Below are 12,389 nucleotides of genomic sequence, written 5' to 3' on the forward strand. Positions count from 1 at the left end.
GATCGGCTTACCCGTCTCAAGCACGATCCGCACAGCGCCCTCACGGAACTCCCGGTCGTACTTCTTCCGTTTCTCTGACATCGCTACTCCTTATAGCCGATGCCTCCACGGTCTCGGGGGAAGGCCAGGTGTCGATGTAGTAGTTGATCGACCACCGCTTGAGCTTCGAGATTGTCAACACCAGCGGACTCACTAACAGGCCGGACATTCGACGCTCACTGCGCCACAACCATTCTCGCACACTGTGCAAATGTGCCAATGTCGAATTTGGAGATGAGAAGGATGGAACGTCTTGGTGTAAGAGTAATGGGCACAGCGCATTTGGGACGGAGTGATACGTGATGATGCGTGACGTAATGAGAGACACACCGGGGGCGGTGAAAATTGGAGGAGGGCGTGATGGACGGAACGCGGGCGCCGTCGTCTCACCGCAGAACGTCTGCGCGGCCTTGGCATTGGATAGCGTCGATGATCCCCAGCGCAAAATCTCTGCATGAAACGTCACCGGAGCGACTTACAGTTGTGTTAGTCGGCTCGATGGATGCCACACCGGGGCGATCATCCCGCCCACCGCGGTGCACACCGTTCGGGCATCAATCGCATAGCACCTGGTGGCCACCCTCGGGCGGTCAGCAGGGCCCCTCGAAGGGTGATGAACAGATGCAAGACAGCGTTTTCAACAATCTGCCTCTACTGCTGCCCGTGCCTCACGCAGCCGAACTACTAGGAGTGAGCCGCGCCGCGGCGTACCGACTGGCAGCTTCTGGAGAGCTGCCAACCCGCCGACTCGGCGGCCGGGTGTACATCGTGACATCCGGCCTGCGCGATCTCGTCGCGCTGCACACCGAGTCGGCATAAGTAGCCACACTGGCGTTTACGCGGGTCCTACGAACCGCTCGAAGAGCAATACGACCGTCGCTTCGCTAAGCCCTCGAAGAGGGCGATTACTGAACTGGAGGTCCAATGACCAACGACACTGACGGGGCGCCTATGAAGCGCGGCCGACGCGCGGAACCGATCACACGCCGCACCGCCAAGAACGGCACCGCCGCTTACACATTCCAACTCGACATCGGTGTCCGGCCCGATGGATCACGCGAACGACAGCGGTTCACCTTTCCGACGCTTGCACAGGCTCGCCGCGAGTACCGGCGCATCTCGACAGATGTCGCCGCTGGCACATTCGTGAAGCGCAACCCAACGACGGTGGCCGAGTTTCTGATCGCTTGGTTGGATGGCCGGCGAGACATCAGGCCCAATACGCTTGCTGGCTATCGAAATCATCTGAAACCCGTCATCGAGCATCTTGGCGAAATGACCCTGCAGCGGCTACGTACCGCCGACGTCGACGCATTGGTGACGCTTCGTCTCGAAGGGAAGCCAGTCGCGCAACGGGACAAACGGGGTCGGCGCGCAGCAGAGGTGCTCGCGTTCCTTCGCAGTCAGCCTGACGGAGCCCAGTTTGCGGATATCTATGCAGTTCTTGGGAATTCAGGCATCAAAGCGTTGGATCGACTGGTGGCGTCCGGTGAAGCGCTGCGGCCAGCGCGAGGTCGCTACGTCGCGTCACAACCCGCAGACCCTCAGCGTCCGAAGATTCCTGGTGGAGTCACCGCACGAACGGTGGTGAGCATGCTGGTTATCTTCTCGGCGGCACTCGATGACGCGATGAGGCAGGGGTTGGTGACCCGCAATGTCGCGCGGATGGTCAAGCGTCCTGCCATCAAACACCACGAGATGGCTACCTGGACCCCTGAGCAAGCGACACAATTTCGGGATCACGTTCGTGACGATCGACTGGCAGCGTGCTGGCTGCTCACCCTGGCGGGCCTGCGTCGATCAGAAATACTCGGACTGCGGTGGTCTGACGTGGACTTCGACTCGGACACGGTTTCGGTCGCGCAGGGTCGCGTCGTCGTGCCGGGGGTCGGGACCGTGACGGGCGACCCGAAGTCGAAGCGATCACGTCGGGCCTTGCCGATGCCTATGGAAATTCTGACGGCGCTGCGGAAGTTCAGGGTTCAGCAGGCCTCTGAACGGCTTTCGTTCGGCAGCGCCTACCACGAGAGCGGCCTGGTCGCCGTGAACGAGGACGGGTCGCCCATCCGGCCCGAAACCTACTCAGCCGAATTCGCACTCCGGTCGAAAAGTGCTGGGGTGCCCGCGATTCGGCTACACGACGTCCGCCACACGGCCGCAACCATGCTGCTCGACGCTGGTACCACCGCGATTGCGACAGCGAAGTGGCTGGGCCACGATCCTGCCATCACACTGCGGGTGTACGGGCATGTCTATGACGATGCTTTGGCGGCGGCCGGCGATGCGCTGCTGGGGCGAACCCGTGCGACCGAACTGCGATAGACCCGGCACGCTGGAAGGCTTGGTCCGTGGCTGATTGCGTGTCGACCGCTACGGCAAGCCGATTTCCAGATTCGCCGACGCGATGGGTTTGGAGGTATAGGTCCGCCCGCCGCTTTCTATAGTCGCGATGATGCGTTGTCGGCGTGGATCGATCGCTCCGCTGGCGGCGGACAGCGCGCGGATATTTACGAGGCCGGTGAAGAACGTGGCGTCAGCACCGGGTGCGATGTCGTGCGGTACCGATGGGCACCCCATCGGGTCGTCAACGGAGACAAACGAGGTGAGCGCGGGGTCGGCTCGTATTGCCCACTTCGCGACATGGAAAGGTGCCCGTCCCGCGTTGACGATGTTCACGCCTACGACAAACTGCCCGCCCGATGGAAACTGCGAGATGGCCGAGCGGAGTGACTCGCGTACGTCGCGGCTCGCGTCGTTCGTCAGCAGTCCGCCGCCGTAGTGGTAGCCGATGACCGGTGTCAGTTTGGGCCGCGCGCCCTGCATGAGGAAGGTGTACACCTGCCAAGTCAACGAGGAGACGGCAACGCCGAACCCCAGCAAACCGAGTATGAACGCGGCGACAGTCATGACACGTCCCCGGCTGACAAATGAGGTGCCTCAATGAGGTCGCACGCGTCGACCCATCGTGCAAGCAGGCTGAGAACCGATAGCCGTTCGACCGCCTCCTGCGGGGTCATCTCACCCGGACCGTGCGTCGCCGGGTTCCGGATCGTCATTTGCGCACCCGGGGCAAACCGGCGCAGTCCGTCGTTCATCGAAACCACGGTCCGGTCGGTCTGGTCGCCCGGCCATCGCAGCCTCGGCCTGCCCGGTTCGGGGTCCTTCTCGGAGAAGGCTTGATTCCACCGGGTCGTATCGTCGAGTTCCGGTCCGCCCGTCCGCGACTTGACCAACTGGACGACGCCATCCGCGGCCGCCTGCACCGCCTGCCGATAGTGACCGTCCCGCCACAGCCGTGCCGCCTGACCCCACACCGCTGGATGCATCTGCGCGACGTCGACCGTAGGCGGTGCCTCGGCCTCGGCTTGGGCCGCCATGTCCTCCAACGACCCGATCATCTGATCGCAGGCGTCGACGATGTTGGCCGGTTCAAGCAAGGGCTTCGGTTGCGTCACGGTGTGCCAGGCCGCGATCGGGTCAACGATGTCGGGCTTTCCTCCGGCGGGGTCTCGGACCCCGAAAACGCAGCCGGTCAGCGCAGGTGCACGACGGGCGCGGCCCGCCGCCTCGGACGTTCGGGCACGGCGGACTTCGATCTCTGCCGGATCGGACCCGTCTAGCGGGGAAACGGCCGGGAACATGCCGACACCAGGTCCTCTATAAGTCGGCGTGTGAAGTTCGAGGAACGACCGGAACGCGTCCCTAAACGCCGCGACATGCCCGGCAAGGTCGCGAAGATAGGTAGGGTTGCGGTCTGCGTCCGCCATGGTTACCGACGCTACTTCCGACCGAGCCGACTGCCACACCACGACATGCCGATGCTGCGTTCGCCTAGAGCGGACAGACGCGGGCTACATTCCGGGGAGCGCGTCCATCTCGAGAATGCCGCCGAAGCCCATCTCGTCGAGCGCGCGGACAATCTCGCTCGACGGGATACCGCGATAGAACGACGGGGCGAAAGCCTTCTCTTTCAGCTCCGCGACGTCGCGATCTAGCCGTTCGAGCCGTTCGGGCGTGGAGCGCGGTGGTGGCTCCATTTGGTCGTCGCCGCCTGCACCGGCGCGTGTGGAGGTTCCGCTGTCTTCGACAACTAGACCGATAACCCGCCCGTCCTGTGCAACGATCGGGCCACCGCTGTTACCGGGGCGTGCGATCGCCGAATACAGGAATATCTTCTGCCGCTCGAACGTCTCAGCCGCCGGGTTGACCACCTCGCCGCGCTGCACCGTGATCGCCATCTCGGCCGTCATTGGTACCCGCGGGTAGCCGAAAACGAAGACCTCATCGGCCCAGTCGGGGTCACGAAACCCCATGCCGCCAAGGCGAGGGATCAACTTGCCTTCGGGCATGTCGAACTCGATCACGGCGACATCAAGTGTGTGATGTGGGTGAGCTGTCCCGACGACGGAGACTTTCTCTGCTTTGGACAAGTCGCCCGCGGGGGACACCGTTAGTCCCGCGCTCTTGCCCACGAGTCCGGTCACGACATGCTTGTTCGTGACGACATGCTTGTTATCGATGATCAGGCCGGTACCCCAGCTGTCGACCGGATCGCCATACTGATCGTGACCGGCCAGCTGCAACGTCACCGCCCGGTAGCTTGGGATGATCAGCGAAGCTCCGAACACCGGCGACAACCAGAGATTTCCGCCTACCTGCCCCTTCGAAATGTTGCCCGTGGAGTAGTAACGCTCGCCCATGATTGGCAGTTGAGGGTCGCGCCCTACCAACCACAGGAGCCCGGCGCGTTCGAGTGCACCGAGCAGTTTGGTGAGCTGGATCGCGTTGTTCGCCCCCGGTACTCCCTGAGCACCGAGATATCGAGAGAAATCCAGGATGCTCCACGGATCGAACGGCATCGCATTACGCGGGTTTACGGCCGTTTCCGATGAGTCGCCGGCAGGAGGAATAGGCTTGCCGATCACTTCGGCGACCTCGGGATCATGCGCAACGCTGAAGAATTGGTGGGCATACATCGCTACAGTGACGCGCCAATCAGGTGTGCCCGGTTTCAAGTCGGCAAGTGTCAGTGCAGGCCGCGGAGGCACGGCCGCCTCATCGTCGGTATCCGCCACGACCATCGACGCTACTGGCGGCTGCCCTGTTCCCGTGCTTCGACATGCCGCTGTCCCATACGTGGGCAGACCCAGCGCGCTGGCAGATCGAACAGCACTCGAAAACCATTGGCACACTCTTGGCACAACGGGGGTTCGGGAATCTCCCGAGAAGCGGCTCGCGAGCCGCTGAACTGGGGTCCTAATGGTGGGCGCGGACGGTATCGAACCGCCGACCGCTGGTGTGTAAAACCAGAGCTCTACCACTGAGCTACGCGCCCGTGCCCGGGCAGGTTACACGGCCCGCGCCGGTGCAGGGAAATCCGATTCAGGCGTCCAGCGCGGCCAGCGCCTGCACCCAGACCGCCTGATCGCGAGCCTCACCAGGCTGCTTGCACTCGGCGAACCGGACGATTCCCTCGCGGTCGATCACGAAGGTGCCGCGGTTGGCAATGCCGGCGTCGGCATTGAACACCCCGTAGGCCTGAGCGACCGCGCCGTGCGGCCAGAAATCGGAGAGCACGCCGAACAGGAAACCGCTCTGGGTCGCCCAGATCTTGTGCGTGGGCGGCGGCCCGACGGAGATCGCCAGCGTGGCGGTGTCGTCGTTGTCGAACACGGGCAAGTGGTCGCGAACGTAATCGAGCTCGCCCTGGCAGATCCCGGTGAATGCCAGCGGAAAGAACACCAGCAGTACGTTCTTGGCGCCGCGGAACGAACTGAGCGTGACGGGCTGGCCGTTCTGGTCCTTCAGCGTGAAGTCGGGCGCACGTGATCCGACCCCAACCGTCACGAATGCCTCCCGGCCGCCTTCGATTTCGGCTGCACCAACCGGCTTGCGATCCAGTCGCCCAAATTCGCCGAGGACGTCTGCATCAATCCCGCGGTGGGCGCCGATTCGGCGATCTCGGCGGGTTGTACGTGACCGGGCTTGCCGGTCTTGGGCGTCACCACCCAGATGATGCCGTCGTCGGCCAGCGGCGCGATCGCGTCCATCAGCCGGTCCACCAGGTCACCGTCACCGTCGCGCCACCACAACAGCACCACGTCGACGACTTCGTCGGCATCCTCGTCGAGCAGTTCCCCGCCGCAGGCATCCTCGATATCGAACCGAATGTCGTCGTCGGTGTCCTCGTCCCAGCCCAGCTCCTGCACGACCTGATCTTTGTGGACGCCCAGCTTCTGGGCGTAGTTCGGGGGGTCACCCTCCGCGACCACCGTCGGAACCTCCTTCATATCAGGGTCGGCTGTCTAGGCCCTATCGTCGCACGACGGTGACGATTACTCGCCGTGCGGTGCGAATCAATACGTCGCGTCGCACAGGCTCAGGGCATTCGACCTGGTGTCGTTGAGGGCCTGGATGGTGCTGTTGAACTCCCCGGGGCCCGCGTGGGCGAGGATCGCGCTGGCAGTGGCGCGCGCACCGTCGACCCAGTCTTTGAAAGCGGCTTTCAGCTCGTCCGGGATCGCGTCGGTCACGCTGGCTGCGACCGCGTCGGCGCTCTTGTTCAGCGAATCCACCGCCGGGCCCTCGGTGTCCGACAGGTCGGGCGCGCCCGAGTTGAAGGCGCTGACGTAGGCGTTCACCGCGTCGATCGCGTCGGCACTGGACGTGGAGAGCGTCTCGCAGGTGTCATGCATGGCCTGTGTGGTCAGCGACGCCTGGCGCTCGGACTCGCGCTCGCTGGAAGAGGCCGCCGACTGCGAGATCGAGACCGACATCGACGTCCGGTAGGCGGGCGCCTCGCCGGCGTTGACCCCCGCGTGGCCCCCGGTGACGGAGGTGCAGCCGACAACGACGCCCGTCACCGCGGCGGCGCCGCCGAACAGCAGACCGCCGATCCGCAGCCCGCGGGCAGTTCTGATCAGCACAGCACCGGAGGTTACCGGGTAACTGCCCTGCTCGGCGCGGTGCGGAAAATTCACCGATCCCCCGACTTTCACTACTCGTCGGTACGGCCCTGCGTGCGGCACGATAGGAGGCGGACGGTGCAAAACCTGCACCTCCTACTAAGGAGCTGAAGTTGACCACCGAGTTCGCGCGCCACGATCTGGCCCAAAACTCAAGCAGCCCAAATGATTCCGATCGTGTCCGGGTGATCCGGGAGGGTGTCGCGTCGTATTTGCCCGACATCGACGGCGAGGAAACCGCCGAGTGGCTGGAGTCGTTCGATGAACTTCTGGCCCGTTCGGGCCCGGCCCGGGCACGCTATCTGATGCTGCGCCTGCTGGAGCGCGCCGGTGAGCAGCGCGTGGCAATCCCCGCGTTGACCTCGACCGACTACGTGAACACCATTCCCACCGAGCTGGAGCCCTGGTTCCCCGGCGACGAGGAGGTCGAGCGCCGCTACCGCTCCTGGATCCGGTGGAACGCCGCGATCATGGTGCACCGCGCGCAGCGCCCCGGCGTCGGCGTCGGCGGCCACATCTCCACCTACGCCTCCTCGGCCGCGCTCTACGAAGTCGGCTTCAACCACTTCTTCCGCGGCAAAGCCCACCCCGGCGGCGGCGATCAGGTATTCATCCAGGGCCACGCCTCCCCCGGCATCTACGCCCGTGCCTTCCTCGAGGGCCGGCTGACCGCCGACCAACTCGACGGCTTCCGCCAGGAGCACAGCCACCCCGGCGGCGGCCTGCCGTCCTATCCGCACCCGCGGTTGATGCCCGACTTCTGGGAATTCCCGACGGTGTCGATGGGCCTGGGCCCGATGAACGCGATCTATCAGGCGCGGTTCAACCACTACCTGCACGACCGCGGTATCAAGGACACCTCCGATCAGCACGTGTGGGCGTTCCTCGGCGACGGCGAGATGGACGAACCGGAAAGCCGCGGGCTGATCCAGGTGGCCGCCAACGAGGCGCTGGACAACCTCACGTTCGTCGTCAACTGCAACCTGCAGCGCCTCGACGGCCCGGTGCGCGGCAACGGCAAGATCATCCAGGAACTGGAGTCCTTCTTCCGGGGCGCCGGCTGGAACGTCATCAAGGTGGTGTGGGGCCGCGAGTGGGACGCACTGCTGCACGCCGACCGCGACGGCGCGCTGGTGAACCTGATGAACACCACCCCCGACGGCGACTACCAGACCTACAAGGCCAACGACGGCGCCTACGTGCGCGACCATTTCTTCGGCCGCGACCCGCGCACCAAGGCACTCGTCGAGCCGATGACCGACTCCGAAATCTGGAACCTCAAGCGCGGCGGCCACGACTACCGCAAGGTCTATGCCGCCTACCGCGCCGCGATGGAGCACAAGGGCCAGCCGACGGTGATCCTGGCCAAGACCATCAAGGGCTACTCACTGGGCGCCCACTTCCAGGGCCGCAACGCCACTCATCAGATGAAAAAGCTTGCAATCCAAGACCTTCGGGATTTCCGCGATGCCATCCGCATTCCGGTCAGCGACGCGCAGCTCGAGGAGAACCCGTACCTGCCGCCGTACTACCACCCCGGCCCGGAGGCACCCGAGATCCGCTACCTGATCGACCGGCGCCGCGCGCTCGGCGGCTTCCTGCCTGAGCGGCGCACCAAATCCAAGGTGCTGACCCTGCCTCCGCGCGACGTGTACAAGGCGCTGAAGAAGGGGTCCGGCAACCAGCAGGTCGCCACCACCATGGCCACCGTGCGCACGTTCAAAGAGCTGTTGCGCGACAAGGAGATCGGGCATCGGATCGTGCCGATCATCCCCGACGAGGCACGCACGTTCGGTATGGACTCCTGGTTCCCGAGCCTGAAGATCTACAACCGCAACGGCCAGCTGTACACCGCCGTCGACGCCGAATTGATGCTGGCCTACAAGGAAAGTGAGATCGGCCAGATCCTGCACGAGGGCATCAACGAGGCGGGGTCGACCGCGTCGTTCACCGCCGTCGGCACCTCGTACTCGACGCACAACGAGCCGATGATCCCGATCTACATCTTCTATTCGATGTTCGGGTTCCAGCGCACCGGCGACGGCTTGTGGGCCGCCTGCGACCAGATGGCCCGCGGCTTCGTCCTGGGCGCGACGGCCGGACGCACCACGCTGACCGGCGAGGGCCTACAGCACGCCGACGGACACTCGCTGCTGCTGGCGTCCACCAACCCGGCGGTGGTGGCCTACGACCCGGCGTTCGCCTACGAGATCGCCTACATCGTGGAGAGCGGCCTGGCCCGGATGTACGGGGAGAACCCGGAAAACATCTTCTTCTACATGACGATCTACAACGAGCCCTACGCACAGCCGGCCGAACCGGCCGACTTCGACCCCGAGGGGCTGTTGCGGGGCATGTACCGGTATCGCAAAACACAACAGTCCCGATCCAACGTCGCGCAGATCCTGGCCTCCGGGGTGGCGATGCCCGAAGCGCTGCGGGCGGCCGACATGCTGGCCGAGCGCTGGGACGTCGCCGCCGACGTGTGGTCGGTGACCAGCTGGGGTGAGCTCAACCGCGACGGGGTGGCAGTGGAGAAGGAACTGCTGCGCCACCCCGACCGCCCGGCCCAGGTGCCCTACGTGACGCAGGCGCTGGCCGATACCGCAGGCCCGGCCGTCGCGGTGTCGGACTGGATGCGTGCGGTGCCCGAGCAGATCCGGGCGTGGGTGCCGAACACCTACGTCACGCTGGGCACCGACGGGTTCGGCTTCTCCGACACCCGGCCTGCCGCACGCCGATACTTCAACACCGACGCCGAGTCGGTGGTGGTGGCCGTGCTGGAGGCGCTGGCCCGCGACGGGGAGATCGACCCGTCGGTGGCAATCGCCGCGGCGCGGGAGTATCGGATCGACGACGTGATGGCGGCCGAAGTCTCCTACGTCGACACCGGTAGCGCGTAGCCACGCTCGCGAGCGCCAGCGCGTTTTGGAGGAACATCCAGAAAACGGGCGTACATTTTAGGGGTGATCGACAATTCGCCCCTGGAGCCGCCGCGTTCTCCCCTGGAGTTACTCGAGAACGTGCCGGAGTCGACGCTGCGCCGGCTCAAGCAGCACTCGGGCCGGCTGTCCACCCAGGCGGTGCAGGCCATGCAGGAACACCTGCCGTTCTTCGGCGAGCTCGAAGCATCCCAGCGCGCCAGCGTCCAGCTCGTATTGCAGACCGCGGTGGTCAACTTCGCCGAATGGGTGCGCAACCCGTTGAGCAACGTCGGCTACACCGCCGAGGCGTTCGCGCTGGTGCCGCAGGAGCTGACCCGCCACATCGCGCTGGCACAGACCGTCGACATGGTGCGCGTCAGCATGGAGTACTTCGAGGCCGCCGTGCCCGCGCTGGGCCGCAACGAGGAGCAGCGCGTCGCCCTGTCGGTCGGCATCCTGCGCTACAGCCGCGACCTGGCCTTCGCGGCGGCGTCCTCGTACGCCGACGCCGCCGAGGCCCGCGGCTCGTGGGACAGCCGGATCGAGGCCAGCGTCGTCGACGCCGTCGTCCGCGGCGACACCGGACCCGAACTGCTGTCCCGCGCCGCGGCGCTCAACTGGGACACCACCGCCCCGGCCACCGTGGTGGTCGGCACCCCGCCGGAAGGTCGGGAAGAGCTCGCCAGCGAAGACGTCCGCGAGATCGCCACCCGGCACGGCCGCTCGGCACTGGCCGACGTGCACGGCACGTGGCTGATCGGGATCATCTCCGGACCGCTCGCGGTGACCGACAAGTTCTTCAACGACCTGATCAACGCCTTCGCCGACGGTCCAGTGGTGATCGGGCCGACCGCGCCGATGCTCACCGCGGCCTATCACAGCGCCAGCGAGGCGATATCAGGGATGAACGCCGTCGTCGGCTGGACCGGCGCACCCCGGCCGGTGCTGGCCCGAGAACTGTTGCCCGAGCGCGCACTTCTGGGCGATGCGTCGGCGGTCACCGCGTTGCATACCGAGATCATGCGACCGCTGGCCGATGCCGGACCGGCGCTCACCGAGACCTTGGACGCCTACCTCGACAGCGGCGGCGCAATCGAAGCTTGCGCCAGGAAATTGTTCGTTCATCCAAATACGGTTCGCTACCGACTGCGACGGATCGCCGATTTCACCGGCCGCGATCCCACGCTGCCGCGCGATGCCTACGTCCTGCGGGTGGCCGCCACCGTGGGCCGCCTCGGCTACCCAGCGCCAACCCACACCACGGCAAACAGTTCTGTTGCACAGCTCACACCGCCACTGGTCGGTACCGCAGGGGTCAATTAAGAGGGCGGCTAGATCGCGGCAAGGTATCGGTGAAGTCGCATCACATGCACTTTTGTGGGATCTCCACAAAAACCTAAGACAAGGTTCATAATCTCTTACACCGTGCAAATCCGGTTTCACAATGTTTTCTTAATGAGTGCCCCAAGAACCCGTGATCGCGCTGCTGGCGCCTGGCCAAGGATCGCAGACCCCCGGGATGCTCACCGAATGGCTCGAGCTGCCCGGCGCCGCCGAACAGATCAAGACCTGGTCGGATATCGCCGGTCTGGATCTGGCGCGGCTGGGCACCACCGCGACGGCCGACGAGATCACCGACACCGCGGTCACCCAGCCCCTGGTTGTGGCGGCGACCCTGCTCGCGAACGCGGAACTGGTCAAGCGCGGGCTGCTCGCCGGCCGCACGACCGTGGTTGCAGGCCACTCCGTCGGTGAGATCGCGGCCTACGCGATCGCCGGCGTCATCTCCCCCGACGACGCGGTCAAGCTCGCCGCCGTCCGCGGCGCCGAGATGGCCAAGGCCTGCGCCATCGAGCCGACCGGCATGTCGGCCGTCCTGGGCGGCGACGAGGCCGAGGTGCTCGCCCGCCTGGAGGCCCTCGACCTGATTGCGGCCAACCGCAACGCCGCCGGCCAGATCGTGGCCGCCGGAGCGGTCGCGGCCCTGGAGAAGCTGGCCGAGGATCCGCCGGCCAAGGCCCGGGTGCGCCAGCTCGCCACCGCAGGCGCCTTCCACACGCACTACATGGCCTCCGCGCTCGACCCCTACGCCCAAGCCGTCACGACCACTTCAGCTTCAGCGCCGACGACCACGCTGTTGAGCAATTCCGACGGTCAGCCGGTATCTTCTGCGGCGGACGCGATGGAGAAGCTCGTCGCGCAATTGACCCGCCCGGTGCGCTGGGATCTGTGCACCGAAACCATGCGGCAGCTCTTTGAGGACACAGAGGGCTCGGCGATCGTGGAATTCCCGCCCGCGGGAACTCTGGCCGGGATCGCCAAACGAGAACTTCGGGGGGTCGCCAACCGTGCGATCAAAACACCCGCAGATCTGGACGGACTCACCGAACTTTGAGGAGTCGGCCGTCCAGGACAACCACATATCACGCGTAACACCCAGTAACACAACCAATTACGAAGG

General features: G+C 65.2%; 11 protein-coding genes and 1 tRNA gene. 5 read left to right on the forward strand and 7 right to left on the reverse strand.

What is annotated here, in order from left to right; all coding sequences use genetic code 11:
- Nucleotides 1–660: 660 nt before the first annotated feature.
- Together HPC46_RS29090 and HPC46_RS29095 are read left to right on the forward strand one after the other, a co-directional pair.
- Nucleotides 661–858: a helix-turn-helix domain-containing protein gene (locus HPC46_RS29090; RefSeq protein ID WP_179475590.1), complete on the forward strand. Its 198-nt coding sequence runs from the start codon at nucleotides 661–663 to the stop codon at nucleotides 856–858.
- 105 nt (nucleotides 859–963) lie between these two features.
- The gene (locus tag HPC46_RS29095; protein ID WP_179475591.1) at nucleotides 964–2,361 is read left to right on the forward strand and encodes a site-specific integrase; all 1,398 of its coding nucleotides are present in this window, start codon (nucleotides 964–966) and stop codon (nucleotides 2,359–2,361) included.
- A 48-nt stretch (nucleotides 2,362–2,409) separates the two neighbouring features.
- On the opposite strand, the gene HPC46_RS29100 is transcribed toward HPC46_RS29095, so the two are convergent.
- The 7 genes from HPC46_RS29100 to HPC46_RS29130 all read right to left on the reverse strand — a co-directional run bounded on the left by HPC46_RS29100 (nucleotide 2,410) and on the right by HPC46_RS29130 (nucleotide 6,965).
- On the reverse strand, nucleotides 2,410–2,946 hold the full coding sequence (locus HPC46_RS29100; RefSeq protein ID WP_179475592.1) for a hypothetical protein: 537 nt from the start codon (nucleotides 2,944–2,946) through the stop codon (nucleotides 2,410–2,412).
- Nucleotides 2,943–3,806, reverse strand: coding sequence for a TIGR02391 family protein (locus tag HPC46_RS29105; RefSeq protein ID WP_179475593.1), 864 nt, complete (start codon nucleotides 3,804–3,806; stop codon nucleotides 2,943–2,945). The genes HPC46_RS29100 and HPC46_RS29105 overlap by 4 nt, the downstream gene beginning before the upstream one ends.
- Before the next feature lie 84 nt (nucleotides 3,807–3,890).
- Nucleotides 3,891–5,015 carry a S1 family peptidase gene (locus tag HPC46_RS29110; RefSeq protein WP_179475614.1) on the reverse strand — a complete coding sequence of 375 codons (1,125 nt, stop codon included), beginning with the start codon at nucleotides 5,013–5,015 and terminating at the stop codon, nucleotides 3,891–3,893.
- A 284-nt stretch (nucleotides 5,016–5,299) separates the two neighbouring features.
- A tRNA-Val gene (locus HPC46_RS29115) sits at nucleotides 5,300–5,374 on the reverse strand.
- A gap of 47 nt (nucleotides 5,375–5,421) precedes the next feature.
- Nucleotides 5,422–5,886 carry a peroxiredoxin gene (locus HPC46_RS29120; protein ID WP_179475594.1) on the reverse strand — a complete coding sequence of 155 codons (465 nt, stop codon included), beginning with the start codon at nucleotides 5,884–5,886 and terminating at the stop codon, nucleotides 5,422–5,424.
- Nucleotides 5,883–6,329 (reverse strand): DUF3052 domain-containing protein, encoded by a 447-nt coding sequence (locus tag HPC46_RS29125; protein WP_179475595.1) that lies wholly within the window; start codon nucleotides 6,327–6,329, stop codon nucleotides 5,883–5,885. Before HPC46_RS29125 ends, HPC46_RS29120 begins: the two co-directional genes overlap by 4 nt.
- A 66-nt stretch (nucleotides 6,330–6,395) precedes the next feature.
- A complete protein-coding gene (locus tag HPC46_RS29130; protein WP_325096825.1) occupies nucleotides 6,396–6,965 on the reverse strand; it encodes an Rv2240c family protein in 570 nt (189 codons plus the stop codon).
- 152 nt (nucleotides 6,966–7,117) lie between these two features.
- Between HPC46_RS29130 and aceE the strand changes: the two genes are divergently transcribed.
- From aceE to HPC46_RS29145, 3 genes are all read left to right on the forward strand, one after another.
- Complete coding sequence (gene aceE, locus HPC46_RS29135; protein WP_179475597.1) at nucleotides 7,118–9,907, forward strand: pyruvate dehydrogenase (acetyl-transferring), homodimeric type; 2,790 nt, start codon at nucleotides 7,118–7,120, stop codon at nucleotides 9,905–9,907.
- 63 nt (nucleotides 9,908–9,970) lie between these two features.
- Nucleotides 9,971–11,251: a PucR family transcriptional regulator gene (locus HPC46_RS29140; protein ID WP_179475598.1), complete on the forward strand. Its 1,281-nt coding sequence runs from the start codon at nucleotides 9,971–9,973 to the stop codon at nucleotides 11,249–11,251.
- A gap of 151 nt (nucleotides 11,252–11,402) precedes the next feature.
- Nucleotides 11,403–12,323: an ACP S-malonyltransferase gene (locus tag HPC46_RS29145; protein WP_179475615.1), complete on the forward strand. Its 921-nt coding sequence runs from the start codon at nucleotides 11,403–11,405 to the stop codon at nucleotides 12,321–12,323.
- Nucleotides 12,324–12,389 lie beyond the last annotated feature (66 nt).

This window comes from Mycolicibacterium vinylchloridicum (genome assembly GCF_013404075.1).
Lineage (GTDB): Bacteria > Actinomycetota > Actinomycetes > Mycobacteriales > Mycobacteriaceae > Mycobacterium > Mycobacterium vinylchloridicum.

Coding starts and splice junctions, on each gene's coding strand:
- HPC46_RS29090 (WP_179475590.1), top strand. CDS start 661: ATGCAAGACAGCGTTTTCAACAATCTGCCTCTACTGCTGCCCGTGCCT.
- HPC46_RS29095 (WP_179475591.1), top strand. CDS start 964: ATGACCAACGACACTGACGGGGCGCCTATGAAGCGCGGCCGACGCGCG.
- HPC46_RS29100 (WP_179475592.1), bottom strand. CDS start 2,946: ATGACTGTCGCCGCGTTCATACTCGGTTTGCTGGGGTTCGGCGTTGCC.
- HPC46_RS29105 (WP_179475593.1), bottom strand. CDS start 3,806: ATGGCGGACGCAGACCGCAACCCTACCTATCTTCGCGACCTTGCCGGG.
- HPC46_RS29110 (WP_179475614.1), bottom strand. CDS start 5,015: ATGTATGCCCACCAATTCTTCAGCGTTGCGCATGATCCCGAGGTCGCC.
- HPC46_RS29125 (WP_179475595.1), bottom strand. CDS start 6,329: ATGAAGGAGGTTCCGACGGTGGTCGCGGAGGGTGACCCCCCGAACTAC.